Origin of the sequence: Streptococcus sp. UMB0029 (assembly GCF_002871495.1) — a bacterium.
Lineage (GTDB): Bacteria > Bacillota > Bacilli > Lactobacillales > Streptococcaceae > Streptococcus.
This window is the reverse complement of the sequence record NZ_PNGD01000002.1, coordinates 76,641-103,622: the sequence shown is the minus strand read 5'-3', so window position 1 is coordinate 103,622 and position 26,982 is coordinate 76,641. Positions and strand designations below refer to the sequence as shown.

Genomic DNA, 26,982 nt, shown 5'->3' with positions numbered 1-26,982 from the left:
CTTACTGTCCTCCCTTCAATACTTTTAGTTGTACGCCTGCTTGACGAATGGCTTCTTGGGCACCTGCCAACGCTGCTTTTTCACCTGACAAGACCACCACCAATTCTCCAACAGGAGTACCATCGAGGATTTCGATATTTCCATAAAGGATATTAGCCGTCACTTGATAATGCTTGTACAATTCATTCAAAAGTGGCTCGTCTGTTGAAGCACCTGCGTACTTGAGTTGCACCAATAGACTGTTTTCAGACAGGTGTTGCACGATTTCTTGCTTCTCAATCTTGACCATGGCTTCGTCAATACCCGTGGCTGTTGAAATAAAATCTTGAGTCAAAGGTTGTTTAGGATCTGAGAAGATTTCAAGGACACTGCCTTCTTCAATCAAATGCCCATCTTGCATAACTGCCACACGATTGGCAATGTCTTTGACAATCTGCATTTCATGCGTAATCAAGACAACGGTCAAACCTAATTTTTGGTTCAAATCTTGCAACAAGGCCAAAATCTGCTTGGTTGTCTTCGGATCAAGCGCAGAAGTTGACTCGTCTGAAATCAAGATTTTCGGATCATTGGCCAAGGCACGCGCAATGGCCACACGCTGTTTTTGCCCTCCAGATAATTGTGAAGGGTAGTTTTCAGCACGGTCTGCCAAGCCAACCAAGTCCAACAACTTGGCTACTTTCGCCTTCTTTTCTTCCTTGCTGAGTCCAGAGTGTTTAAGGGCAAAGGCTACATTCTCCTCTGCCGTCTTTTGACTCATCAGGTTAAAATGCTGGAAAATCATTCCGATATCCTGACGTTTACGACGCAACTGCTCGGCCGTCAAAGTCACCTTGCCATCAAAAATCACATCATCGTCAATGGTAATTTTCCCTGCAGATGGTTTTTGCAAGAGGTTAATCACCCGAACAAGGGTTGATTTCCCTGCTCCAGAATATCCAACGATTCCGTAGATATCCCCTTCTTGGATGTGAATGGTCACATCCTTGACCGCTGTGATGATTCTCTTCTTTTGGTGAAAAGTCACATCGATCTGATCTAACTTGATAATATCTCTACTCATAGCTTCTAATCAGCTCCTCTACTAATTCAATATGGGTGTAGTAATCGGCGATTCGCACGTTCTCATCTCCACCGTGGTCTCGGCTATTGGCATTTCCTAGACCGAAGGCCACCATTGGCACCTCTAGGGCATCAAAGACCGTATGCATAGGCCCTGTCCCAGCTGTCGTCGGCAAGACCGAAACGCCCTGTAGATAGAATTTCTTGGCCAACTCGATGACATTGAGAATGGCTGGCGCGCTCATATCGCTTCGATAGCTCATCTCTCCTAAGGTATAGTATAATTCTACCTTATCAAAGCCATTTTTGTCTAGCTGTTTCCGAATTTTTTCCAGAACATCATGCGGTTCTAGGCCAGGAACCAAACGAACTTCTAGCTTGGCACTAGCTTCTGCAGGCAAAATCGTTTTAACTCCTTGCCCTTGATAACCTGACTGAATCCCTTCGATATTAAGAGCTGGCTCAAAAAAGAAACGTTTTAGGAAGGCTGCACGGTCCTCTTGTAAAAGAGGCAATTCCAAACCATAAATCTGGCTGATTTCCCCTGGATTTCGTTGGGCATAAGTATCCACCAAGGCTAATTCTCGTTCATTTGGCTCTTGTACTTCTTCGTACAAGCCTTCAACCAAGATACGGCCATCTGCAGCACGAAGAGACTGTAAGGCTTGGAGGAGATACCAAGGAGCTGATTCTACAACCCCACCATAACTAGAATGGATATCGACATCAGCGCTTTTTACCTTGGCATCAAAGGTCACAATCCCCTTATTTCCACCAGAAATTTCTAGCTGTTCCAAGGCATTTTTGGTTCCTTGTTCCCAGACCAACAAATCTGCCCCACGGAGTTTGTCCGCATGTTTTTCCAGATACTTATCCAGGTCTGTCGAGGCAGATTCCTCCGCTCCCTCCATGATAAAACTAATGTTGACAGGCAAATCATCATGGTGCTGCATATATTTTCTCAAAGCACTCAAACGAGCCGTGATATGACCCTTGTCGTCATCAACCCCACGCCCATACATAAAACCATTGCGGACCGAAAGCGTAAAAGGAGCCTCTGTCCAGACCTGATCCCCATCCGCTGGCACAGTGTCATAGTGGTTATAGAAAATCAAGGTCTTGGCATCTGGACGCGAACTCTTGAAATGCGCCATGACAAAGGGCGCCGTATAGCTCTCATCAATCTCCACTTCAGCCCCAACACGTTTGAAAATCTCACCTAGATAATTGGCGACTTCCTTGAGTCCAACCTGCTGGGCAAAGACTGATTTCTTAGAAATCAAGGTACGCAAAACCTCAAAATAATGCTGGGCCACATGATCTTTTTCAAATTTTTCAATCTGTTCTTGTTCGCTAGGAAAAACCATATTCTCTCTACCTTTCTATGAACTACTCTTCCTGACAATCCATGCTCTATACAAAAGCAAGAGGTGGAATTCTCTCTCCCACCTCCCTGTTTCTTATTACCAAACTGGTTGATCCAAACCGTCTGATGTTTCTTCGATAACTTTTTTCACTTCATCTGTATGGTAAGCTGCAACAACTTTCTTGATAGCATCAGCCTTAGGTGATGATTCCCAATCTTTTTTCGCAACGATGATGTTGTACCATTGTTTTGAGTTTTCATCAGCTTGTTCTTTGAAAAGTGCTTTCTTGTAGTCCAATTTTGCTTCTGTAACGAAGGTATTGTTTACAACGGCAGCGTCAACTGATGACAATGAACGAGCTGTTTGGCTAGCGTCCAATTCAGTGATTTTCAAGTTCTTTGGATTTTCTTTGATGTTAGCAACTGTTGCAAGAGCAGTTCCTGAAACGTCCAATTTAATCAAGCCAGCTGATTGAAGCAAGTAAAGCGCACGGCTTTCGTTTGTAGCGTCATTCGGTACAGCGATTTCTCCGTTTGCTGGGATGTCTTCGACTTTAGTGTACTTGTTGTCACTTCCATTCAAACCTGAGTAAAGGCGGATTGGAGAGATGTAAGTATCTGCAATCGCTACAAGGTCTTTCCCGTTTTCTTTGTTCCAGTTGTTCAAGAAGTTGTAGTGTTGGAAAGCGTTCAAGTCTACTTCGCCATCAGCAGTTGCCTTATTTGGTTGTGAGTAGTCTGTGAACTCTGTAAATTCCAAAGTGATTCCGTCTTTTTTAACCAATTCTTGGATTTTGTCCCAACGTTTTTCTTCAGAACCGCTACGGTTAACAGTTGCGATTTTAACGGTTGTTGCATTGTCTGCTTTCTTTTCTGAGTTTCCGCAAGCTGCAAGAGTCAAACCTGCGACTGTAGCAAGAGCTGCTACACCAAGCCATTTTTTGATTTTCATGATTCTTTCTCCTTAAAAATAATACCGTACTAGTATCTCACAATTTGTTTGATTTCACAAATTGTTATTAGATAGCCAGATATATAGTTTAAAACTATATCCCTAAAAACTGAGAAATCACCCCCCTTACTCAGAATGGATGATTTCAACAAATTATTTAATATCAGCTTCTGCTGGTAGATAAGTGCCTCCGAAGAATTGTTTAGACAATTTTTCAAGAGTTCCGTCTTTGTAGAGTTCTTGGATACGTTTGTCTACAAATGATTTCAACTCATCTTGACCTTTAGCAAGAAGTGGGTAAACGTAAGGCTGTTGGTCGCTTGGAAGTTCGATAACTTTCAAGTTGTCCAAACCTTGGTCCTTAATGACTGTTTCAACACCGATCTTATCAAAAATCTTGTAGTCAAATCGACCATCACTCAAACGTACCATGATTTGTTGGAAGTCCCCTTTAACGTAGTTAAGGACAGTTGGGTTATCTGAGTGTTGTTTGTTGTAGTCTTCTAGCTGTTTAGCAGATGTTGTCCCTTGAACAACTTCTGTTGATTTTCCACCGATATCATCAAACGATTTGATGCTAGAGTCATCTTTTTTCACTACAAGAACGTTAGGGTTTTTAGCAGTTGGAGCTGCATAAAGGTATTTTTCAGCACGTTCTTTAGTGTAGCTGATGTTGCTAACAGCCATTTGGTAACGATCAGCATCAAGTCCTGCAAAGACACCTGACCACTCTGTCTTCTCAAACTTGACATCATACTTGTCAGAGTCCTTAAAGATAGCGCGAACCACTTCAATCTCGTAACCAGTCAATTCGCCATTTTCTTCATAGTTGAATGGTTTTGGTGTAGCATTGGTTACAACGATAATTTCTTTCTTGCTAGCTGCTTCTCCTTCTTTCTTAGCACCACCTGAGCAAGCTGCTAACACACCTGCAGCAACAAGAGCAAGGGCAGCAAGAGATGAGTATTTAACGATTTTTTTCATGTCATTTCCTCCAAAATAGAATACCTTATAATTTTAACAGAAAAAGAGAATTTACGCCATTATATGATATCTATATCTGTGATAGGTTTTCTTTATGACTAATTTAAAATAGTAAACGCAGGACGGCAATCAAGACAACTCCAAAGAGAACTGTTCCGACTAGATTGCGGTAGCGAAAGGCTACCCAAGCGGTTGGAAAGACTGCCAAGAAGTCCAGCCATTTGATTTGAGGAAGGTTGCCAACCTTGCCTGTCACTACGCTTGAAAGAATCAAGGCAAAGATAATAGAAACGGGCAAGAACTTCAAAAAACGCTCAATAATCGCAGGCAAACCCTTATACTTGACCAAGATGAAAGGAATCATACGGGGAATCCAAGTCACCAAGCCAGAGAAAATCACTGCTAATAAAAGATACTTACTGACCATCTAAAACAACCCCCATAGTACAACCAAGTAGCGTCGCAAACAGAACAGCTAGTGACTGAGACACCACTGTCAAGAGCAAAAAGAAGGACACCGCAACAACTGCTAGGATAATGAGCAGATTGCGGATAGGAATCCGTCTTTGCATAATCTGGAATTGCGAAGCAAAAATGCCGATGAACATCCCAACTAGGGCAAAATCTAAACCAAAGGTTTCTGGATTTGGCAACAGGCCACCCAGAGCCGTTCCGACAACTGTTCCCACAAACCAAGCCACATAGCTGTTAAGATTGTTTCCGTGCATCCACATAGGATTGACCTTGTCTGTATGGGCCAATTCGCCCATCAAAACACCATAAGTCTCATCCGTCAAGATACTAGACATACCGATATTATGCCAGAGACTGGTATGACGGAAATAGGTCGATGCATGCAAACTCAACAAAAAGAGACGCAAATTAATCAAAAAGACCGTCATGGCAATAGCAGCCACAGGAGCTTGAACCGCAATCAGTGCCAACATGGCAAACTGGGCACTCCCAGCATAAACAAAGAGGCTCATCAAGCCCATCTCAACAGGTGTCACATAGGGCGCACCGATAATTCCACAGGCCAGCCCGATACTGACATAACCCAGGGCCGTTGGCATGGCTGCCTGCGCCCCCTCCCAAAATCCTTTTTCTTTCATCTTTCTCCTCATATTTGTCTTAATAAGTAGGCTGAATCGGTTCCAGCCACAGTACGGACTATTATAACACATTCAGGAAAGAGAAAAAAGTCTGCTGATTGTAATCAGACAGACTCCATTTTATTCCAGTGTATCAAAAACAAGACTTGGTTTGGCATTGAAATCCAAGTCTTGCTCATATTCAGATTCATCCATTATGCAATGTTCATGCCGTATTCTATAATGAATCATGTCTTAAAAATACCAGACCACACTATTCCCTGCTTGTATTTAGCTTCTTTCTTTTGGACAAATTTTGCTAAATCCAACAACTCTGTCGGTGGTTCACCTTTAAAACCCAACAATTCTTTAGAGACGGCAAAAGAGAGACGCGTAGCTAGCAAATCTTCACTAGTACTAGAGAACTGTTTCGCTGTTTCCAGCAATTGCTTCCTAAAATCTTCCGTCAAGCTAATTTCTTTATTATTGTACAGGGAATGAATCAACATTTGTAACTGACTTTGTTTTTCCATCGTTTACCTCATTTTATCTAGGACGCCAAGTTTCACTTTTAATCCAGCCATTTATAGTATGCTCATAATTAAACATATACTGTCCGAATTCCCATCTATAAACCACTTCTGCGACTTAGGATTTGCTTCAAGTGCTTTACAAGGACAGTATAACACAGAAATTGGCTTATTTTTGAAAATCGCATATTTGATATTTTTTCTTATAGAAATTTCACATTTGCGATTGTTTACTAATCGATAAGTTCTTTGTATTGCTTCAAACGCAATTCAAAAAGGGCTAGCAATTGTGGATTTTCTAATACTTGCAGAGATTGGATAAAGTGTTCAATCTCTTTTTGATTGCTTCCTTTGGTTTGAAGAAAAATACTCATTTTCTTTAAAAATTGCCACGATACTTTCTCAAAAACATCATACGGACGTAGCATGCTCTCCAACTCGACTTCAAAGATTGGGATATAGGAGAAAAGTTTTCGCTCCATGAGCTCTGATAAGATATTTAAGAGTCCTTGCTTCATATACAATCGATTATGTAGTAACTCTTTAAATTCCTTGGATTTTTCAAGTAAAAAGGTTGATAAAAATATCAAATCTTGATTGCTCAAGAAAGGCATTGTATTGCAAAAAAGATAGAGTTCAAACCAGGTCCAAGACTCAATAGCGTAAAGATAGATGGTCAAAAACTCCCTATCCTCCTCTGTTAGAGGATAGCTCTTATTTAAGGAATGGATGGCATTTTTAATCACAATGGCATTCAAACGACGATAGGTCTGCGCCATCTGTTCTTGCTCGACTTCCTCCAACAGTTGCTCTAAGCCAGCGATATCTTGATGGGCAAAGCGATCCACAACCCTTCTACCAATTCGCATATGTGGGGATTCTTGATAGTTGTTGAGCTTGTGCCCAAACTCATCAAAATTCATATTGATTCCTTGGATGGCTAAGATCAGCTTGTCCGCAGATAGCATAGACTGCCCTAGTTCAAACTTGGACAACTGAGAAGCTGTTAGTCCAGCACAAGCCACATCTGACTGCTTGAGCTTTCTCGCCAAGCGCAATTCCTTGTAAAATTCTCCCAATTCCATTCTCTCAATCATCTGACCACCTCCTATTCTGTATATATTATATCATTATTTACAATTATTTGTCAAAATATTCTGATATTTAAGAGGGCAAAAAAGCCAGCCTTAAGCTGACTCCTTATTCCATAGTATCAAAAGCGAGACTTGGTTTGGCATTGAGATCCAAGCTTGCAAAGTTTTCTTTGTTCCACTCGCTGACGCTGGCATAGGCAATCATTCCTGCATTGTCTCCACAAAGACGCAGTGGTGGGATGATGACCTTGACATCTGTGATTTCGGCCGCTAGGCGTTCTCTGAGACCTTTATTGGCTGCCACACCACCTGCCACGACTAGGGTTTTAACGGGATATTTTTCCAAAGCCTTCTTAGTTTTAGCCATGAGAATGTCCATAACTGCTGCTTGGAAGGAAGCACACAAATCCTCTGTTGACAAGCCCTCTCCCTTTTGCTCGGCATTATGGTGAAGATTGATAAAGGCCGATTTCAAACCTGAGAATGAAAACTCCAGATTATCTTCCTTAATCATGGCACGAGGAAAATCATAAATATCCTGCCCCTGATGAGCTAGCTCGTCAATCTCACGACCTGCAGGATAGGTCAAACCCATGACACGGCCGACCTTATCATAGGCCTCACCAACCGCATCATCTCGCGTCTCTCCAACAATCTTGTAATCACCAGCCTCAGAAACATAAACCAACTCTGTGTGTCCACCGCTAACCAAGAGAGCTAACAAGGGAAACTCCAAAGGCTCCACACTCTGGGCTGCCATGAGGTGTCCAGCCATGTGGTTAACGGGAATCAGTGGAAGTCCATGTGCCCAAGCAAAGGCCTTGGCGGCTGACAAACCAACTAACAGAGCTCCAACTAAGCCCGGTCCATAGGTAACCGCCACAGCTGTAACATCCTCTTCGGTAATCCCTGCTTCGGCTAACGCCTCCTCGATACAGGCTGTAATAACCTCAACATGGTGACGACTGGCTACTTCCGGCACTACGCCCCCAAAACGTTTGTGACTCTCAATTTGACTAGCAATGACATTGGACAAGAGCTCATCGTCGTTTTTCAGTACGGCGACACTGGTCTCATCACAGGATGTCTCAAATGCTAAAATATATCTATCCTTCATCTATTTCTCTCTTCATGATAATGGCGTCCTCGACTGGGTCATGGTAGTAGGCCTTTCGCTCAGCGATGACCGCCATCTGTTCTTTCTTGTAAAATGCTTGCGCTCGGTGGTTCGACTTTCTAACTTCGAGGAAAATCTCCTTGTCTGTCGGCAATTGATCAAACAAGGCTGACGCAATTCCCTGACCCTGATAGATTTGTTTGACAGCGATTTGCAGGACTTCTGCTTCAAATAGATTTTCCTGCACAGCTAGAAAGCCAATCACTTCTGTTCCATCACAAGCCAGAGCATACCAAGTCTGGTCTTGAGCCAGGTCTGCTTGGATTTGTTCCAGCGTCCAAGGACTAACTGGATAAACAGCTGCCATGACAGCGTAGATGACTTGAGCCAAATCAGGCTGTCCTTGGATTCGTTTAATCTCAATCATAGGCGTTTAATGTAAGACTCACCAGACTCGGTATGGTTCTTGAGCCAGTTTTCCTCAGCCTCGACACGTTTGAGGTAGTTAGGCACAAAGTCGTGCAAGGAGTCTGCTTCCTTGTCCCAGGCCCAGAGAGCTAGATTAGCTACATTTGGCAAGGTTTCTTTATAATTAGTCCTTGGCAAGTGTTCTTGAATCTGCTCAACAAAAGGGCCGACTTCTCCGACAAAGGTAACCTGACTAGCACCCTTGATTAGCTCAATCACTCTCTCAAAGGAAAGGTGCGCTTCTGGCATGACAGGTTTAGCATTTTCATAAAATCCTGCGTAAACATTATTACGACGTGCATCCATCAAAGGAACGAACAAACCTTCTTGCTGGTAGGGCACCAGAGCCAAGAGACTTGACATACCAACTAACTCAATGTTCAGAGTATGAGCTAGAGTTTTGGCAGTCGCCACCGCAATTCGTAAACCTGTGTAGCTACCTGGTCCTTCCGCCACCACGATTCGGTCCAAATCCTTGGGTGTCCAATCCAAACTTGCCATCAAAAAATCGATGGCAGGCATGAGGGTAATACTGTGATTTTTCTTGATATTAATCGTCGTCTCGGCAAGAACCTGCTTGTCCTCTAAAATAGCGAGAGAAAGAGCCTTGCTGGACGTATCAAAAGCTAATACTTTCATAACACATTCCTATCTTTTGGTCTGCTTACTATTATACTACAAAAGCTGGCACATGGGAATTTTCTTTATCCCCAAACAAAATGCCTATACTTAAACAAAAAATAATTCGCAAATAAAATTAAAAAAATTTTCACTTTTCCTTTTCTTTTCCGAATATAAAAGTGAACAAGAAAATTGAAAGGATCTCCGTAAAAGGTTTGATAAGTCATGCTAGATAAAAGACACATTTTTAGAAGGATAAATTTTCTCTTCTTCATCTCTTACAGCTTTCTCAGCATTCTCAATGATTTAAACATTACTACTATCCCTTTACCAATTGATTTATCTGTTTGTATTGTTTTATTTTTATGCTTCAACTCTATTTTTGAACAGAAGAATCATTAACATAAAACTAATAAGCTCTGAAAATTTCATTGTCATGTCATTTTAGAAAAATGCAAAGACCACCTCATCTTGATAGAAGGGGTGGAATTTTCGTGTCATGAATTTACTATGTTTTGCCCCTAAACAAAAATGCCCCAGCATGAGCAGGGCATCTAAGCATTTAATCCAAAGTAAAATACAAACCAAACTACATATGTTACAAGGAGTAGAAAAAGCGAGTAGAGAGTCACAAAAGTAATTTTCCACAAGAACTTGCTTTGTCGTTGTTCCAGTTTGGCAAATAGAAGATTCCCTCCATAAACACAAGCAACAAAAACAATAAAAGCCACCAAGCGAACTCCGATAGCAAAAGCAAATAAACTATTCATAGGGCAACCTCCTTGACTTAAACACTATATGAAATTATGACAAGCAATAAATTTCACTCCCATTATCAAGATAACATATTTTCTTCATTTTTGCAAGCGCTTACCAAAGGACTCTATGGCTTTCTCGTTTCCGTCTTTTACTAATCTTTCATTTTATGTTATAATTGAAATAATTGTAACGAATCAAGGTCAATCTAGACACAAAATGGAATGAAATCAAGCAAATCTCTGCTAAAAGTTTGGAATAAGCTGACCTGTAAATAGAAAGGAACTATATGATTTACAAAGTTTTTTATCAAGAAACAAAAGAACGTAGCCCACGTCGTGAAACTACACGCGCACTTTACCTAGACATCGATGCCAGCTCAGAACTTGAGGGTCGTATCGCTGCTCGTCAACTTGTCGAAGAAAATCGCCCAGAGTACAATATCGAGTATATCGAACTCTTGTCTGACAAATTGCTAGATTACGAAAAAGAAACTGGCGCCTTCGAAATCACGGAGTTCTAATATGGCCTATACTCTTAAACCTGAAGAAGTCGGCGTTTTTGCCATCGGTGGTCTGGGAGAAATCGGGAAAAACACATACGGAATTGAATACCAAGATGAGATTATTATCGTCGATGCTGGGATTAAATTCCCAGAAGATGACTTGCTTGGTATCGACTATGTTATCCCTGACTACTCTTACATCGTAGACAACATCGACCGCGTCAAGGCTGTTTTGATTACCCACGGACACGAGGACCACATCGGTGGGATTCCATTCCTGCTCAAGCAAGCAAATGTCCCTATCTATGCTGGACCGCTTGCCTTGGCTTTGATCCGTGGGAAACTCGAAGAACACGGCCTCTTGCGCAACGCCAAACTTTACGAAATCAACCACAATACTGAGTTGACCTTTAAAAATCTCAAGGCAACTTTCTTTAGAACTACACACTCTATTCCAGAGCCTTTGGGGATTGTCATTCATACTCCTCAAGGGAAAATTGTCTGTACGGGTGACTTCAAGTTTGACTTAACACCAGTTGGTGAACCAGCAGATTTGCATCGTATGGCTGCCCTTGGTGAAGAAGGTGTTCTCTGTCTTCTATCTGACTCAACAAATGCGGAAGTACCAACCTTTACCAACTCTGAAAAAGTCGTTGGCCAGTCCATCATGAAGATTATCCAAGGTATTGAAGGACGCATCATCTTTGCATCCTTTGCCTCAAATATCTTCCGTCTCCAACAAGCAACAGAGGCTGCTGTTAAGACTGGGCGTAAGATTGCGGTCTTTGGTCGTTCTATGGAAAAGGCCATTGTCAACGGAATTGATCTTGGCTACATCAAAGCTCCTAAGGGAACCTTTATCGAGCCAAATGAAATCAAAGACTACCCTGCAGGCGAGGTTCTCATCCTCTGTACAGGTAGTCAGGGTGAGCCGATGGCAGCCCTCTCTCGTATCGCCAACGGAACCCACCGTCAGGTGCAACTCCAACCAGGTGATACGGTTATCTTCTCTTCAAGTCCTATCCCTGGAAACACTACTAGCGTTAACAAGCTGATTAACATCATTTCTGAAGCTGGTGTCGAAGTTATCCACGGTAAGGTTAACAATATCCATACATCTGGACACGGTGGTCAGCAAGAGCAAAAACTTATGCTCCGCTTGATTAAGCCAAAATACTTCATGCCTGTCCACGGTGAATACCGCATGCAAAAAGTCCACGCTGGACTAGCAGTAGATACTGGTGTCGAGAAGGACAATATCTTTATCATGAGCAATGGTGATGTACTTGCCCTTACTGCTGACTCAGCTCGTATCGCAGGTCATTTCAACGCCCAAGACATCTATGTCGATGGAAATCGTATCGGTGAAATCGGCGCTGCTGTCCTCAAAGACCGTCGTGATCTATCTGAAGACGGTGTCGTTCTGGCAGTCGCAACTGTTGACTTCAAATCGCAGATGATTCTGTCTGGTCCAGATATCCTCAGCCGAGGTTTTGTCTACATGAGAGAGTCTGGCGATTTGATTCGCCAAAGTCAACGCATCCTCTTCAATGCTATTCGTATCGCACTGAAAAACAAGGACGCTAGCGTGCAATCTGTCAATGGTGCCATTGTCAACGCCATTCGCCCCTTCCTTTATGAAAATACAGAACGTGAACCAATCATTATCCCGATGATCCTCACACCAGATGAAGAATAAATTATAAAACAGCCCCGTCTTCGGAGCTGTTTTTCTCTATGCTTTCTTTTCTTGATTCTTAGAAATACTACGATTTTTACCTTCCAAATACACCATCAAAATAGAAATATCTGCTGGGTTTACTCCCGAAATACGGCTGGCTTGGCCGATGGTTTCTGGATTGATGAGTTTGAACTTCTGACGGGCTTCGGTTGCGATAGAATCAATATCATCCCAGTCGATATTGGCTGGAATGCGTTTTTCTTCCATGCGTTTCATCTTGGCAACCTGATCCATGGCTTTGGAAATATAGCCTTCGTACTTGATTTCTGTTTCAATCAATTCGATAATCTTGTCATCCAAGTCCTCTGCAGCTGGTCCGATGAAGGCCACCACATCTTGATAAGAAACTTCTGGACGGCGAAGGAACTCCTTGGCTGTTACTGCATCTGTCAACGGCTTGAAGCCCATCTCCTCAACCTTAGCATTGATTTCCTTGACTGGCTTGAGTTTGATGCTGTCTAGGCGTTTCATCTCATTGTCAAATTGATTTTTCTTGATTTCAAAACGAGCCCAACGTTCATCGTCCACAAGTCCAATCTCGCGTCCTATCTCGGTCAAACGCATATCAGCATTATCATGACGAAGAATGAGACGGTATTCGGCACGACTGGTCAAGAGACGGTAGGGTTCAATGGTTCCCTTGGTCACCAAGTCATCAATCATCACCCCGATATAACCATCACTGCGCTTCAAAATCAACTCAGGCTTACCTTGGATTTTCAGAGCCGCATTGATACCCGCGATAATCCCTTGGCCAGCAGCCTCTTCGTAACCTGACGTTCCATTTGTCTGACCAGCAGTGAAAAGTCCTGAGATTTTCTTGGTTTCCAAAGTCGCACGCAACTGGTGTGGCAAGACCATGTCGTACTCAATGGCATAACCAGTTCGCATCATCTCAGCATTTTCCAAACCTTTGATAGAATGAACCAGCTCACGTTGGACATCCTCAGGCAGACTGGTTGAAAGTCCTTGGACATAGACTTCCTCTGTATTGCGACCTTCTGGCTCAAGGAAGAGTTGGTGGCGCTCCTTGTCCGCAAAGCGCACAATCTTGTCCTCAATCGACGGACAGTAACGAGGTCCCACTCCCTTGACCACACCTGTAAACATAGGCGCACGATGGAGGTTGTTTTGGATAATCTCATGACTGGTACCATTGGTGTAGGTCAACCAGCATGGCACTTGATCCTTGACATAGTCCTCATCACGTGAAGTATATGAGAAGTGATTTGGCGCTTCGTCCCCTGGCTGAATCTCTGTCACATCGTAGTTGATAGAAGAAGCCTTGACACGTGGAGGCGTTCCTGTCTTGAAACGACCGATTTCAAGACCAAGTTCCTTAAGATTGTCAGCAAGGTTAATCGAAGCTAGGCTGTGGTTAGGACCTGATGAGTACTTGAGGTCTCCGATGATAATTTCCCCACGGAGGGCCGTCCCTGTCGTCACGATAACAGCTTTGGCAGCATATTCTTGATGGGTCGCCGTACGTACACCGACAACCTTTCCATCTTCGACCAAAATCTCATCAATCATGGTCTGACGAAGGGTCAGATTTTCTTGGTTTTCAACTGTCTTGCGCATTTCCTTAGAGTAAAGCTCCTTGTCAGCCTGCGCACGAAGGGCACGCACCGCTGGCCCCTTCCCTGTATTGAGCATCTTCATCTGGATGTAAGTCTTGTCAATGGTCTTAGCCATTTCACCACCGAGGGCATCGACTTCACGCACAACAATTCCCTTGGCAGAACCACCGATAGAGGGATTACAAGGCATGAAAGCCAGCATTTCAATGTTGATGGTCGCAAGCAAGACCTTGCAGCCCATACGGCTAGCGGCTAAGGAAGCCTCGACCCCAGCGTGTCCCGCACCAATTACAATAATATCGTATTCTTCAGTAAAATTATATGTCATTTCTTAACCTTTCAAAAATTTCTCGTAAATAAGGAACTAACTTCTCCTCCTCTAGAGCTTGAGCCATAGTAACCCATTTAAAGTGCGTATGCTCTTCAGGATCTAATCTGATAATTGGCTTCTCCCCAACCCACTCTGCTTTATAAACTAATCGAGTAAAGACAGTATCCTTAGAGGTATCCAGTTGACTATCTTCGTGAAGAAGTTTGAGCGAACTGCTATCTAGCCTAACTCCCGCTTCTTCAATACATTCTCTAAGAGCTCCATCTCGCGGAAGTTCACCCTTTTCAACCCCGCCACCAGGAATATCCCAGTAAGTTGGATAAACGTTGGGTTGTCCTCTTTTAATTTCCGAACGCTGAATGAGCAAATAATCATCACCACTATGAACAAGTACATGGGCAATAAGCTTAACCATCCCTTTCTCTCCTATTCCTCAAGATGAATGTGTCTTAGTTGGCCGTCCCAATCTGGTAGGGCTGTTTTCAAAAAGGCTGGAACTAGATTGATACCCTCAAGCTTATCCAAGTCAATCCACTCACAGGGTTGCATCTTCTCATCTTCCTGCATGGTCAACGGGGCATCTTCAAGCAAATCCACTAGATAATGAAATTCGATATTGTGATAGGAAACACCGTCCTGTTCAAAACGATTTTCAACCACAAAAGCTAGCTGCCCAGCTTGAGCTTTGACACCCAGTTCTTCCCTCACTTCACGGACTACCGCGTCCTCCGTTCTTTCATTGACTTGAATCGCACCGCCGATAGTGTAATACTTGCCCTTAGCTTTGGTGACTAGGAGTTTGCGATTTTGGAGAATCAAGGCTGTCGCCCGAACACCAAAAACCGTATTGTCTACTTTTGTCCGAAAGTCTTGTTGAGTCATTTTTGTCCTTTCCTCTAAACGACACAAAAACAGTCAAAACTCCAAAGAAGTGCAGGACAAAAAAGCCTGCAACATCCATGAGCTTTGACCATCATTTCTATTGCTTTTATTATTGTAGCAAATTGAGAAAATTTGTCAATCTAAATGTACTGACAAACTTGTCCATCGCGGTAGGCATTGTCAATCAAACCACCACCGAGACACTCATCTCCATCGTAAAAGACAACTGCCTGACCTGGTGTGATGGCGCGTTGTGGTTCCGCAAAGATGACCTCTGCCTTGTCTCCTTTGACATGTACAGTCACCTTAGAATCAGGCTGACGATAGCGGAATTTAGCCGTACATTCGAGCGTAAACTCCTCTGGCATATCACGAGTAAAGTGGACCTGACTGGCTTCTAAGCTGGTTGACATGAGCGAGTCATGGTAGAAACCTTGTCCGACATAGAGGATATTCTTGCTTAGGTCTTTTCCAACAACGAACCAAGGGGCATTGTCACCACCGTGTTGCCCACCGATACCGAGGCCGCCACGCTGACCAATTGTATAGTACATAAGACCTGTATGCTCCCCCATATCGCGACCATCCACAGTCATCATGCGACCAGGCTGAGCTGGCAGGTAGTTGCTGAGGAAGTTTTTAAAGTTCTTTTCTCCGATAAAGCAAATCCCTGTCGAGTCTTTCTTCTTGGCAGTTGCAAGGCCTGCTTCTTCTGCTAGTCTGCGTACTTCAGGCTTTTCTAAATGTCCCAGAGGGAACATGGTTTTTTGAAGTTGTTCTTGCGAAAGTTGGCTGAGGAAATAGGTCTGATCCTTGCCATTGTCCACGCCACGAAGCATGTGAACTGTCCCATCCTCATCACGCGCCACTCGGGCATAATGCCCAGTCGCTACATAGTCTGCCCCCAAGGTCATGGCATAGTCCAAAAAGGCCTTGAACTTGATTTCCTTGTTGCACATAACATCTGGATTTGGCGTACGTCCTGCACGGTATTCCGCTAGGAAATACTCAAAAACGCGGTCCCAATACTCTTTTTCAAAATTGACAGAGTAGTAAGGAATGCCAATCTGGTCTGCCACCGCAGCCACATCCTTGTAATCTTCGGTCGCCGTACAGACACCGTTTTCATCTGTGTCGTCCCAGTTCTTCATGAAGATACCGATCACATCGTAGCCCTGCTCCTTGAGCAAAAGAGCCGTCACCGACGAATCAACACCACCACTCATCCCCACAACAACACGTGTTTTAGAGTTCTCACTCATGGTAAGTCTCCCATCTATTCGTTTATTCACGATTGAAGGTCGTGTGTGCTTAACGATTGAAGGTCGCTTGAGCAGTATTCATTATAACACGCTTGGTTAGAGAAGACAAGAAAGAGGCTGATAATCTACCAACCTCTTACATAAGATACTTATTCATTCCAAACTATTCTTTATAGAAAAAAGTCCTATAAATTCGAGCAATAGTTAAAATACAAACAAATATAATTCCCAAAATAGATAATACTATTTTCACAAAACTCATTTCCGAACCTATGACATATATATGAAAAAGAGGGGCTAGTCCTACACATATATACAATAGATAATTTATAAAGTTTATTTCACCAAATCCTGCAAAAAAATGTTTCATTTTAAATATCCCAATTTTACCTTTCATCTTTATAATCCACTAACAACTCTATTGACTTCTCTTTCTTTTGAAAAATCTTGACAGCAAATTTACTCCACTTAATGCCACTAAGATTTCAATGGGCAAAAAATAGTAATCCCATATCAAATGAGAAATTAGCAATGATAGAAATAGTATACAATCAATATAACTATTCTTAAAATATTCTGTAATTACATAATACAGAAATGCCACAACCACTGAAATTAAAACAACCATCATAATACTATCATCCTGTTCTTAATTTATTGTCACTTTTTCTATCCCATTCATCAATAGCATTAAAAAATCCAATCAATAAATGATTACCTACTCACTAACGCTATTTCCTAATTATAATTTTAAAGAGCAAATATTAGTCTAACTTTATCACTTAGTCGAATCATCTTCTATCCTCATAAAATAAGTACTTGCTCCATTCACTGCAACGTTTCTCCAAAAAGAAAACAATCCCTTGTGTAGAGATAATACTCTATTAGGAAGTATCTTTTTAGTACGTGTGGTTAGGAGGTAATTTTAGTGAATCTCCCAAAAACAACCAATTTCCTATTTTTATCAATCAAAAAATGTTGATAAGTGAGTGTTTTAAAATTAAATTTTAAAGGTATCCTTAAATCTAAAGATTTTTGATAAGATTTCTGTATTTTTCACAATTCAATGATTCGATGACATTGTTGGGCTACATAAGCATCGTGGGTCACGATAATGACTGTTTTCCCCTCGCGATTCATCTCTAAGAGAAACTTCAAGACCAAATCTCTATTTTCAGGATCCAGAGAACCTGTTGGTTCATCGGCTAAAATCAGCTGGCTGGGTTTTAAGATGGCTCTAGCAACTGCAATTCGTTGTTGTTCACCCCCAGACAACTCGGAGACCTTTTGATGCAAAGTAGCTGACAAACCTACTCTCTCTAAAATCTCTTCTACCTTTTTAAGCTTGTCTTTCTTAGGCAATTTCACATATTTCAGCGCCAGCATAAGATTGTACTCGACCGTTTCATCATCAATCAGGGCAAAATTTTGAAACAGATAAGAGATATGCTCACGGATTATTGTTTGCGACTTAGCAGAATTGACCGCTAGATTTGTCTGACCAAAAATCTCATACCGTCCGCTATAATCACCATCTATCAAACCTAATAAATTTAACAAGGTCGACTTACCACTACCACTTTTTCCAACGATGGCAACCAAATCTCCCTGATCAATCCTGAGAGACAAGTGATCCAAAATCACTTTTCCTCCAATGGTTTTGGTAATATTTTCTAACTCAATCATAAGATGCCCCCTTTCAATAATTCTACTAGACTTCTTTTCTCCATCCTAGAAGCCAAGACTAGCACAAATAGTATATCCAGACATGTAAAGCCTGCAAACAGCAGGAGTGGCAAGAGCGCATGGGCAAAGAAAATCAATACTAGAAGAGGGAGACTATAGCCCAACAAGAGCAGAACTAGAAGAGGGCGGTAGCGATCGACCAGTTTCCACCCCATAAATTTCTTGGTAATGATGTCCCTGCGCTTCAATAAGAAAGTTGTTACTAGTAAGAAGTAGGAAATCATCATGCTAAGGAGACCAAACAAAGCAAAGAGTATATTAAGATTTCGAACTGCATCTCGATAAGAATCTACTTTCTCTTGTTGAATGGCTTGAAGCGATGAAAATTTTAAATAATTCCCATCTGATAATTTCTCAACTAACTCCGTAATCACTTTTTGATTTTGTTCTGTATTTTCAACTTTCATAGGATTGTTTAAACCTGTCGTTGACAAGCGAGTCTTTTCTTCCCACATCATGTCTTGATCATTTACCAGACTAATGATTGGATTGTGGAGATTTTCCTTTCGCTCATTATTATAAGGGAAGAAAGACCAATCTCCTTCATAGTAGGCAATTTCTACATCCATATCTTCTATTGTTTGCTTTTGCTGATCTTCATACCTCATAGAAAGATAGGCTATGGATTTTCCCAAGAACTGATTCTTACCTTCTTGTCCTTTGGCACTGGCTGGCATCAAAATAACTTTTTTAGTGCTGGTATCTGGTAACTTGAATCCCTTGCTCTTTAGAAAATTGCTATTAGCATAGTAAACATCTACCTTATCAGGCAGTTGGTACTGCTGTACTTGTTCAGCTTTGATGACTGGTTTGATAGGAAGACTCGCACTTCGCACATAATTTACTTGTATTTTTGCTAGCAAATCTTGATAAAATTGGTAGAAATAATCTGTAGATTTCCCTGACCCTGCTAGCTCTTCTTGCCACAGGTTATCATTGAGTTGGAAGGTTTCTAAGGTCAAGTAATTCCCTTGGCTTACCCACTGTTGCTGATAAGCAAGTTCTTTGTTTTCTTGTTCTAGACTTCTGCCCACCCCAATCAGTAAGGCCGTCAGTAAAATAGTTGTCCCTATTTTCATCACATAATTGAAGATAAGACCAAGTTTGACAGATGAAAAACCTTTCAACATGGAACTGACTGTCATTTTCTGAATCATCAGGTAGGTCAGCCAACTGATGAACAAATACAACTGTAAAAGCAGAAATTGGGATAAGAGTAAACTTGGGAACAGAAGTTTTGGCCTGTAGTCCAGCACTAAAAATAGTCCCAAGTCAATGACAAGACTTCCACCCAAGAGAAGATAAAAATTAGTCTTTACAAAACCAGCTAAAATCGCTCCGCTTTGAAAACCAAGTAACTTTTGAACCCCCACTCGTTTCATCTCCATCATCGGCTGATAAACTGTTACTAACACAAGAAGTAAAATAGCCAAGACAAAAACAATGGCAGATAAAAGCAAATCTCGATTTATGACTTCCACTGCACTTTTATAGGTAGGCTCTAGCAAAGTAGCCTGGTCTATCTTGAAAAAATCGCTCCATTTCTGTACAATCCTATCCTTATCCATCTCTTGTGTAGAAGTTATCGTATAGCGACCATTTAAACTACGAGATGTATCCTTGATATAGGTTTGAAAAGTTATAAGCTGAATAGGCTTGGCTTTTAGAAAGGTCGGTATCGTACCAAGTTTATTAGAAATTTTTTTATTACTGTAGACTCCTTCACCATCTGTGGTAAAATCAAGAGAAGAAATCCCAAACTCTTGGTAGGGGAAGGTATCTTTATCAAAAACACCAGACTTGATTACCTCATCACCACTGTCTGTTTTGATGATGGAGACCTTGTACTCCTTTGATACATCCTCAAAAAATCGAAGAACAGACGCTGCAGGTTCGTTAATATCTTTCAAGTACAAATCCAAAGAATCTACAGTCTTTCCCATTTCCCGAATCCGAACCGCCTCACGTGTGTAGTTTACATTAAAAACAAAAAAAGTGGTACACAGCAACAGCAGAAACATACAAAGATGGCTGATTTTTTTCATAGAGATACCTCCCGTGAAGAGACGAGGCTAGCTAAAACTAACTTCTAAATAAAACCACACTGTCATTCCAATCTTGAATACAATCAAGTTGAAAGAAACACTGTGTGGTTTTTGAATGTTTGAACGTTCGGAGATTTGTTTTTTAGGCAATTGTCTATCAGAATGTTCGATTATCTGTCAATAATCCTAGAAAATCTTGTCGTTTCAAGTCGGAGAAATGTTTGGTAGAAAGACTTCCTTTTTGAAGTCCATCATCTCTAACCTGTAAATAATAGCTATGTTGGCTTGTTTTAATTGTCAAAAAATCGCCAAATACAAAAGCTCTTTTCCAGTTGCGAATCTCAAATTCTTTCATCTCTGATTTTGGAATGCGGATAAGTCCTTGCCGCAAATCGCGATGATGCTCATTTGTGAAAGTCATCCCATTTCCAAGATTTCTTATCAGCAATTCATCTGATGTTACCATCACTAGTGCTATTTTAGTTAAGAGAATTTCAACTGTTGGTGGTAAAATCGCTAGATTAAACCAAGGGTGTAAGTAGCGATAAGCTAAGAAATAGTTAGGTTCCTCACCCAATCCTAGTTGTTTATATAAGGTCTTGACTTCACTATCTAACCTCGCTTCAAAAGACACATCTGAATGCTCCTCTTCCTTCTTCTGATTAAAATAACGCATCCAGACTAGGAAACCTATAAAGACTAGGACAAATATTCCTGATAAGATATATTTTAAATTGTAGTTCATCGCTTAACCTCCTGATTCACTACTCCGCCTAAAACAGAAACCTATTTATTTTGAAAATAGTTCCATCACAACTTTAAATAAGACGGGTGTCATTAAAATTAGGATAATTCCTATCACAAATATCATGACTACTCGAAAAAGTTCCTTATTTTTAAACATTTTTCCACCCCTTTTCTAACTACATCATAGTACTGTTAAGCCCATTTTAAAATTACACCCAGCTTATTTTAATTTTCTTTTTTACTATTCCTGTTACTATGATACAATATTTTTAATTGGATTTTATTATTTGTTAACTTTTTTCACGAAAAGGAGAAAATCATGCAATATGATTTCGGGAAAGTATATTGAAAGACCTATAATAAAGTTAGCCAGCTACCATTACTAAAAGTTAGATGTCTTAACTAATTTACCGTTTTTCAATTCAAGAACAATATCAGATAATACTTCAATATCCTCTTTATTGTGGGATGTGACCAACATAGTAATATGATTCTTTCGAGCATAGCTCTTAATTATTTTTCTAAGTTCTTCTACACCTTCATAGTCCATACTATTAAATGGTTCATCTAGGAGTAAAATCTTAGGATTTTCCATCAATGCTTGGGCAATCCCTAATCTTTGTAGCATGCCTAATGAATAATTTTTTACTTTTACATCTTTATCCTGATATAAACCTACCTTATTCAATACTTCCTCAATCTCTTTCTTAGTAATTTTATTTTTGATTGCAGCTAATTGCTCTAAATTCTCTAATGCAGTTAGGCTAGGCAAAAATCCCGGATTTTCAATAAGTAACCCTACATCAAGTGGCATAGAACCATTTTCCCCAACAATTACACTCCCAATTGTAATCTTACCAGTAGTAGGTTTCATTAATCCTGAAAGCATTTTAAATAATACACTTTTCCCGCATCCATTGGTTCCTACAATTCCATATATTTTACCTGATTCAAAAACATAACTAACATCATCTATAACATACTTTTTCCCAAATATTTTTGAAAGATGATCTACTTTTATACAATCCATACGTTTCAACTCCTTACTCATTTTGATACTGCTTACTTCCTTTAGGTAATGTAATATCTTTATTTTCAAATATTTTGAAATTTAATAGAACCAACATTGCATCAACAAATACCAATATCCCACATCTACCAATGAAATTTATGCCGTAACCATACACTGAACCAGAAATGGAAAACAATGAAAATGCTCTCAGATGTTCTCCTAAAAAGCCCAATGCTGAACCCGCCATTACAATCAAAGTGCCCGTATAGATAACAAATACTAACGATTGTGATATTCTAAACTGTGTTAAAAGTGCATGGAGCAGGGAAAAGAAATATAGCAACAATCCTTGTAAAATTATTATCTTTACTATCTCATAAATTACTATATTCGTTTCAAAATTTCCAAATAAATACGTTTCTGAAAATTTTTTTGTGGCTGTTGAAATGCCGATGCCAAAGTTAGAATCTCCTATTCCTACTATGGTGGAAAATATACAAATACTAACCACATAATAAATCACACTTTTCAAAATTTTGAAATGCTTATTTCTATAAAAATCATTTCTACTTGAATACCTACTTAGTACAAAAAATATATTTTGTTCAACTGGGCTTTGTAGCATCATTATGAAAGCTAATAAAAACGGAAAGGTGAAATATCCAGTATAGGAATCATTAAACATGATAAGAATCAGCTCACCAAAATGAAAATTCCCAAATTTATATTTCAATACTATCAGCTGACTAAAATTTGCTAATATAGCAAAAGCAACTAATAAATATATAAAACCTATATAAAAATCTTCTTTATTCTTTAATTCTTTAAATTTCTTCATCAGTTTCTATATCCCTTTTAAATTTTTTATACGACATCCAATATGATATTACTACTATAAGGATTAAGTATACAAAAACAAATACTACGCTTATTCCTTTTACTCTTGAAACATCAAAAATTGCCATTGGTTCAATTTTAGTAAGACCTAAAAACATAGCAAACAATGATCCTATTGTCGTTAAAATAAATGGGGATAACCATGCAACAAATTTGCTCTTAATAAAATATGACATCGCCAATCCAACACTACTATATGCAACGCCAACAAAGGAACAATGTAAAATGATTATTACTACATAAAATAACGGGGATATCCTCACTGCTGATTCATAAATAGAAACTTTTGTTATTGCATAATAAGCATCCATATTTATACTTCTATTAAAAAATAAAATTGACATTATCAAGAATAATAACATTCCAAAAATAAATGTTGTAAATGATATGAATCCATTGATTATAAAAATAGAATTAAAATACTGTTTATATCCCATCCTTGATACAATATATTTCATTGTTCCACTTTTTCTATTTTCGATATGCTGTGACGCAAAAGGAATTGTTGCAATAAGAGGTGCCAAAACTATTAACAACGACCTATCACCATTATAACCTTGTAAAAATGCCACAATATAATCATGATTAAAAAAATACTCCATCCCCTCTTCAATAAATGCACTTACAGAAAATATCATAGAAGTTAAAATAATTAATATTGCTAAAAAGAATTGCTTATTTTTCATCCCTTTTAAAAACATACTGACCTTGTAATCCATACTTCTCTCCTATAAAACAAATGGGATGAGCGAACATGCTCACCCCCAAATATACAAACCTATATTCTAGCTCTTAATACTCATCAGGACTCCATGAACCGCTGGTTTGAACTTTAACATATGTTGCGAACCCTGTCCATCCACCCAATCTAAGATTAGATCCTTCTGCATCTGATGGACTATTATAATTCAAATAAATCCTATCTCCACTACCTGCAGAATATGTATGTGTCATTTGATCGTCACCTCTAAAAATAGCACAGTGCATTGTATAACCACCACCGATTGATGTATTATTATTTACTCCTCTTGATTGATTTGTTTTATATAATGAGTCAGTCACTGTACGACCTCCGAATCTCGGCATAATCATATCGTAGTCCGAAATTTCTCTAGCAGAGACAGCCATTGCACCAATCATTAACGTAGCACATATACTTGCAAATAACTTTGTTTTAGTATCTGGTTTTTTCATTATTACAATCCTTTCGCTCCACTTACGACACAACACAAAATGAAAAACATGTTGTATTGTGTTGTTTTCTTTAATTTGGGATATGATATACTTTCTGTAAAACCAAATATGATAAACTAAAAAGCAAAATTATAATTAATTCAAATTTATCGAATAACTACTTTAAAAACGATATTAGCATTCACAGAAAATCTTATGTAATCACTAAATAATCCATTGGACACACCTTCCTTTCATTTTTACAACTAGCGCATTATATCGGCCATTTCCATGGGAAAACCGTAGCAATGCTGAATAAAAAAGCAAGAACAACTAAAAAGCGAAAAACTTTTTTATTCATACTTTTTTCCTCCTATCTGTATTTTGTATCTATAGTATACTTCTTCTTTACTCTATTTTACAATTAGTTAACTTTTTTCACACATTATTTTAGCTTTCTTTTTTACTATTCCTGTTATTATGATACAATATTTTTAATAGGATTTTATTATTTGTTAACTTTTTTCACAAAAAGGAGAAAACCCATGCGTTATGATTTCGGAAAGGTCTATAAAGAAATACGTGAGTCAAAAGGATTGACCCAAGAAGAGATCTGTGGAAATGTCCTCTCAAGAACCAGCCTATCAAAGATTGAAAGCGGCAAGGCAACTCCCAAATATGAAAATATGGAATTTCTTCTCCGTCAAATCAATATGAGTTTTGAAGAGTTTGACTACATCTGCCATCTCTATCAGCCGAGTCAACGGACAGAAATCATGCAAACCTATCTCAATATGAATTCCATCATTGGTAGCAGTGGTCTAGTTCATTTTTTTGAAACATGCCAAAACTATCTCAAGACCCATCATGACCTCCCTATAGAAGAGATCAGGGATATGCTGGAAGTTGTCATTCATATCCGTCAACATGGTACAGAGCAACTATCAGACCAAGTGAAACAGACTATCCAAAAACTGTGGGAAAAAATTGAAAAACAAGATACATGGTATGAAAGTGACCTAAAAATCCTCAATACCATCCTTTTCAGCTTGCCCATTGAACACCTCCATCTCATCACTGGAAAAATCTTGCAACGCTTAGAAGTCTATAAAAACTATCAACATTTATATGACTTGCGAATGACAATTCTATTAAACCTTTCCACACTCTATCTATACAATCAAGATAAAAACATGTGTAAGCAAATCTGCTACACTTTACTGGAGGATGCCAAAAACAAGAAAAGCTACGATATGCTTGCTATCTGCTATATCCGTATTGGGATTTGTAGGGATGATTCTAAACTTATCCAAAAAGGTTTCTCACTTCTGGAGCTGACCGAGGAAACTTCTATGCTGTCTCATCTCAAAAAAGAAGTAGAGACCTATTATCAAGCGAAGTAAAGATAAAAAAGTCGAGGGAGTTCCTCGACCTTTTCATATTATTCTATTCGTTATTTCTTAATACCAGCCATTGTTAAGCCAGAAGTTTTTCGCAGCTGTCCATGAACCGTAACGTCCTGCAACGTAGGCATCTGCTACACGTTCTTGGTTTTCAGCTGAGTAATCACCATTCAAGTATGAATCTGTCAATTGGTAGCGTCCGATGTAACGTCCGTTTGTAGCTGTGTAGCTACCGCCTGATTCTTTTTGTGCAATCCACTCTTTAGCTTCTGCTTCAGATCCGCTTACAGTTGCAGCTGGTGCTGAAGTTTCTGTTGAAGCTACTGTTTCTTCTGCTACAGGAGCGCTTGCTACTGGAGCTTCTTCTGCTACTTCTGTAGTTTCTGCTGCTGGAGCTGAAACAGTTTCATCTTGAGCAGCTGGTGCTGCATAAGTAGTTGGCGCTGGTGTTGCAGCAGGCGCTACAGGACCATCGATAACCAACTCTTGACCAACATAAATCATATGGATGTTGTCAATGTGGTTGTTTTCTGCCAATTTCTCAACAGTTGTGTTGTGAGTTTCAGCGATTTCTGAAAGTGTATCACCTTCTTTAACAGTGTAAGTTGATGATTCTTGAGCAGATACAAATGATGGAGCAAATACTGCAAACAAGGCAGCTACTCCTGCAAGAGTTGTTTTAATCTTTTTAGTTGTTGATTTCATATTCGAAAATTCTCCTTCATTCTATAGTTCTATCATACCCTTTAAATATTACTGTTTCTTGACACTTTTATGTAGAAATATTACAAAATTATTTTTTATTTCCTTAAACAAGCTATTTTTTGTCATAAAAGATACTATTTTTATGCTATTTGTAGTGTAAAAAGGTTTTCATCCACAATTAAAGCCAAGACCTTTATTCTTTGATATAATAGAGATAAGAATTTTTATAAGGGGAAACTGATGAAATCACTTCGTTTTCAATCTGTCTTTGATATCATCGGACCAGTTATGATTGGCCCATCTAGTAGCCATACCGCTGGTGCTGTCCGTATTGGGAAGATTGTCTCTTCCATTTTTGATGATACTCCGACAGAAGTCGAATTCCAACTTTTTAACTCATTTGCCAAGACCTATCGTGGTCACGGAACAGACCTAGCCCTTGTTGCAGGTATTTTGGGCATGGATACAGATGATCCTGAAATCCCAAACAGTCTGGAGATTGCCCACAAGCGCGGTATTAAGATTGTCTGGACCATTCAGAAAGACAGTAATGCCCCTCACCCAAACACTACTAAAATTACCGTTAAAAATGCCCATAAAACTATCAGTGTGACTGGTATTTCTATCGGGGGAGGGAATATTCAGGTCACCGAACTCAATGGCTTTGCCGTCTCTCTCAATATGAATACACCGACCATCATCATTGTTCATCAAGATATTCCAGGTATGATTGCTCTTGTTACGGAGGCACTTTCACGCTATGGTATCAATATCGCCCAGATGAATGTTACTCGTGAAAAAGCTGGTGAAAAAGCCATTATGATTATCGAAGTCGACAGTCGCAACTGTGATGAGGCCATCGAAGAAATTCGTAAAATCCCTCATCTCCACAATGTCAATTTCTTTAAATAG

At 39.8% G+C, this 26,982-nt stretch carries 30 protein-coding genes; 4 read left to right on the top strand and 26 right to left on the bottom strand.

What is annotated here, in order from left to right:
• Position 1: 1 nt before the first annotated feature.
• The 12 genes from CJ239_RS01495 to CJ239_RS01435 form a co-directional block, all read right to left on the bottom strand.
• A complete protein-coding gene (locus CJ239_RS01495; RefSeq protein WP_102210303.1) occupies positions 2–1,063 on the bottom strand; it encodes a methionine ABC transporter ATP-binding protein in 1,062 nt (353 codons plus the stop codon).
• Complete coding sequence (locus CJ239_RS01490; RefSeq protein WP_102210302.1) at positions 1,056–2,429, bottom strand: M20/M25/M40 family metallo-hydrolase; 1,374 nt, start codon at positions 2,427–2,429, stop codon at positions 1,056–1,058. The genes CJ239_RS01495 and CJ239_RS01490 overlap by 8 nt, the downstream gene beginning before the upstream one ends.
• Positions 2,430–2,525: 96 nt before the next feature.
• Positions 2,526–3,380, bottom strand: coding sequence for a MetQ/NlpA family ABC transporter substrate-binding protein (locus tag CJ239_RS01485; protein ID WP_102210301.1), 855 nt, complete (start codon positions 3,378–3,380; stop codon positions 2,526–2,528).
• Positions 3,381–3,533: 153 nt separating this feature from the next.
• Positions 3,534–4,364, bottom strand: coding sequence for an amino acid ABC transporter substrate-binding protein (locus CJ239_RS01480; RefSeq protein WP_102210300.1), 831 nt, complete (start codon positions 4,362–4,364; stop codon positions 3,534–3,536).
• A gap of 103 nt (positions 4,365–4,467) precedes the next feature.
• The gene (locus CJ239_RS01475) at positions 4,468–4,791 is read right to left on the bottom strand and encodes an AzlD domain-containing protein (RefSeq protein WP_102210299.1); all 324 of its coding nucleotides are present in this window, start codon (positions 4,789–4,791) and stop codon (positions 4,468–4,470) included.
• Positions 4,781–5,476, bottom strand: a complete 696-nt coding sequence (locus CJ239_RS01470) for an AzlC family ABC transporter permease (RefSeq protein WP_102210298.1) — start codon at positions 5,474–5,476, stop codon at positions 4,781–4,783. Before CJ239_RS01470 ends, CJ239_RS01475 begins: the two co-directional genes overlap by 11 nt.
• A gap of 227 nt (positions 5,477–5,703) precedes the next feature.
• Positions 5,704–5,988, bottom strand: coding sequence for a hypothetical protein (locus CJ239_RS01465; RefSeq protein ID WP_102210297.1), 285 nt, complete (start codon positions 5,986–5,988; stop codon positions 5,704–5,706).
• 230 nt (positions 5,989–6,218) lie between these two features.
• Positions 6,219–7,082 (bottom strand): Rgg/GadR/MutR family transcriptional regulator, encoded by an 864-nt coding sequence (locus CJ239_RS01460; protein WP_102210296.1) that lies wholly within the window; start codon positions 7,080–7,082, stop codon positions 6,219–6,221.
• A 103-nt stretch (positions 7,083–7,185) separates the two neighbouring features.
• Entirely contained in the window at positions 7,186–8,196 is a 1,011-nt protein-coding gene (gene tsaD / locus CJ239_RS01455; protein ID WP_102210295.1) for a tRNA (adenosine(37)-N6)-threonylcarbamoyltransferase complex transferase subunit TsaD, read from the bottom strand.
• Complete coding sequence (rimI, locus tag CJ239_RS01450) at positions 8,186–8,623, bottom strand: ribosomal protein S18-alanine N-acetyltransferase (protein ID WP_102210294.1); 438 nt, start codon at positions 8,621–8,623, stop codon at positions 8,186–8,188. The genes tsaD and rimI overlap by 11 nt, the downstream gene beginning before the upstream one ends.
• Positions 8,620–9,303, bottom strand: a complete 684-nt coding sequence (tsaB, locus tag CJ239_RS01445; RefSeq protein ID WP_102210293.1) for a tRNA (adenosine(37)-N6)-threonylcarbamoyltransferase complex dimerization subunit type 1 TsaB — start codon at positions 9,301–9,303, stop codon at positions 8,620–8,622. Before tsaB ends, rimI begins: the two co-directional genes overlap by 4 nt.
• 536 nt (positions 9,304–9,839) lie before the next feature.
• The gene (locus tag CJ239_RS01435; protein WP_102210291.1) at positions 9,840–10,055 is read right to left on the bottom strand and encodes a hypothetical protein; all 216 of its coding nucleotides are present in this window, start codon (positions 10,053–10,055) and stop codon (positions 9,840–9,842) included.
• Between the two features lie 275 nt (positions 10,056–10,330).
• On the opposite strand from CJ239_RS01435, the gene CJ239_RS01430 reads away from it, so the two are divergent.
• Both CJ239_RS01430 and rnjA read left to right on the top strand, forming a co-directional pair.
• Positions 10,331–10,564 (top strand): DNA-dependent RNA polymerase subunit epsilon, encoded by a 234-nt coding sequence (locus tag CJ239_RS01430; protein WP_000639572.1) that lies wholly within the window; start codon positions 10,331–10,333, stop codon positions 10,562–10,564.
• 1 nt (position 10,565) lies between these two features.
• The gene (rnjA, locus tag CJ239_RS01425; protein WP_000331994.1) at positions 10,566–12,245 is read left to right on the top strand and encodes a ribonuclease J1; all 1,680 of its coding nucleotides are present in this window, start codon (positions 10,566–10,568) and stop codon (positions 12,243–12,245) included.
• Positions 12,246–12,281: 36 nt separating this feature from the next.
• Here the strand turns inward: rnjA and mnmG are convergent, their stop codons facing one another.
• The 13 genes from mnmG to CJ239_RS01360 form a co-directional block, all read right to left on the bottom strand.
• Positions 12,282–14,195 carry a tRNA uridine-5-carboxymethylaminomethyl(34) synthesis enzyme MnmG gene (mnmG, locus tag CJ239_RS01420; protein WP_102210290.1) on the bottom strand — a complete coding sequence of 638 codons (1,914 nt, stop codon included), beginning with the start codon at positions 14,193–14,195 and terminating at the stop codon, positions 12,282–12,284.
• A complete protein-coding gene (locus CJ239_RS01415; protein ID WP_084950697.1) occupies positions 14,185–14,613 on the bottom strand; it encodes an NUDIX hydrolase in 429 nt (142 codons plus the stop codon). The genes mnmG and CJ239_RS01415 overlap by 11 nt, the downstream gene beginning before the upstream one ends.
• An 11-nt stretch (positions 14,614–14,624) precedes the next feature.
• Positions 14,625–15,080 carry an NUDIX hydrolase gene (locus tag CJ239_RS01410; protein ID WP_180958182.1) on the bottom strand — a complete coding sequence of 152 codons (456 nt, stop codon included), beginning with the start codon at positions 15,078–15,080 and terminating at the stop codon, positions 14,625–14,627.
• 140 nt (positions 15,081–15,220) lie between these two features.
• Entirely contained in the window at positions 15,221–16,342 is a 1,122-nt protein-coding gene (mnmA, locus tag CJ239_RS01405) for a tRNA 2-thiouridine(34) synthase MnmA (RefSeq protein ID WP_102210288.1), read from the bottom strand.
• A gap of 163 nt (positions 16,343–16,505) precedes the next feature.
• Positions 16,506–16,712: a hypothetical protein gene (locus tag CJ239_RS11965; protein WP_102210372.1), complete on the bottom strand. Its 207-nt coding sequence runs from the start codon at positions 16,710–16,712 to the stop codon at positions 16,506–16,508.
• A 48-nt stretch (positions 16,713–16,760) separates the two neighbouring features.
• On the bottom strand, positions 16,761–16,973 hold the full coding sequence (locus CJ239_RS11960) for a hypothetical protein (protein ID WP_102210287.1): 213 nt from the start codon (positions 16,971–16,973) through the stop codon (positions 16,761–16,763).
• Positions 16,974–17,398: 425 nt separating this feature from the next.
• On the bottom strand, positions 17,399–18,028 hold the full coding sequence (locus CJ239_RS01390) for an ABC transporter ATP-binding protein (RefSeq protein WP_102210286.1): 630 nt from the start codon (positions 18,026–18,028) through the stop codon (positions 17,399–17,401).
• Positions 18,025–20,133, bottom strand: coding sequence for an amino acid ABC transporter permease (locus tag CJ239_RS01385; RefSeq protein WP_102210285.1), 2,109 nt, complete (start codon positions 20,131–20,133; stop codon positions 18,025–18,027). Before CJ239_RS01385 ends, CJ239_RS01390 begins: the two co-directional genes overlap by 4 nt.
• A gap of 157 nt (positions 20,134–20,290) precedes the next feature.
• Positions 20,291–20,878: a hypothetical protein gene (locus tag CJ239_RS01380; RefSeq protein WP_102210284.1), complete on the bottom strand. Its 588-nt coding sequence runs from the start codon at positions 20,876–20,878 to the stop codon at positions 20,291–20,293.
• 384 nt (positions 20,879–21,262) lie between these two features.
• The gene (locus CJ239_RS01375; protein ID WP_102210371.1) at positions 21,263–21,910 is read right to left on the bottom strand and encodes an ATP-binding cassette domain-containing protein; all 648 of its coding nucleotides are present in this window, start codon (positions 21,908–21,910) and stop codon (positions 21,263–21,265) included.
• 13 nt (positions 21,911–21,923) lie between these two features.
• A complete protein-coding gene (locus CJ239_RS01370; RefSeq protein ID WP_102210283.1) occupies positions 21,924–22,730 on the bottom strand; it encodes a hypothetical protein in 807 nt (268 codons plus the stop codon).
• Complete coding sequence (locus tag CJ239_RS01365) at positions 22,717–23,508, bottom strand: hypothetical protein (protein ID WP_102210282.1); 792 nt, start codon at positions 23,506–23,508, stop codon at positions 22,717–22,719. The genes CJ239_RS01370 and CJ239_RS01365 overlap by 14 nt, the downstream gene beginning before the upstream one ends.
• Before the next feature lie 73 nt (positions 23,509–23,581).
• Positions 23,582–23,983 (bottom strand): hypothetical protein, encoded by a 402-nt coding sequence (locus CJ239_RS01360; RefSeq protein WP_102210281.1) that lies wholly within the window; start codon positions 23,981–23,983, stop codon positions 23,582–23,584.
• Positions 23,984–24,507: 524 nt separating this feature from the next.
• On the opposite strand from CJ239_RS01360, the gene CJ239_RS01355 reads away from it, so the two are divergent.
• The gene (locus tag CJ239_RS01355; RefSeq protein WP_102210280.1) at positions 24,508–25,365 is read left to right on the top strand and encodes a helix-turn-helix transcriptional regulator; all 858 of its coding nucleotides are present in this window, start codon (positions 24,508–24,510) and stop codon (positions 25,363–25,365) included.
• Between the two features lie 57 nt (positions 25,366–25,422).
• Here the strand turns inward: CJ239_RS01355 and CJ239_RS01350 are convergent, their stop codons facing one another.
• Positions 25,423–26,070 carry a LysM peptidoglycan-binding domain-containing protein gene (locus CJ239_RS01350; protein WP_102210279.1) on the bottom strand — a complete coding sequence of 216 codons (648 nt, stop codon included), beginning with the start codon at positions 26,068–26,070 and terminating at the stop codon, positions 25,423–25,425.
• 240 nt (positions 26,071–26,310) lie between these two features.
• On the opposite strand from CJ239_RS01350, the gene sdaAB reads away from it, so the two are divergent.
• Positions 26,311–26,982 carry an L-serine ammonia-lyase, iron-sulfur-dependent subunit beta gene (gene sdaAB, locus CJ239_RS01345; protein ID WP_000838912.1) on the top strand — a complete coding sequence of 224 codons (672 nt, stop codon included), beginning with the start codon at positions 26,311–26,313 and terminating at the stop codon, positions 26,980–26,982.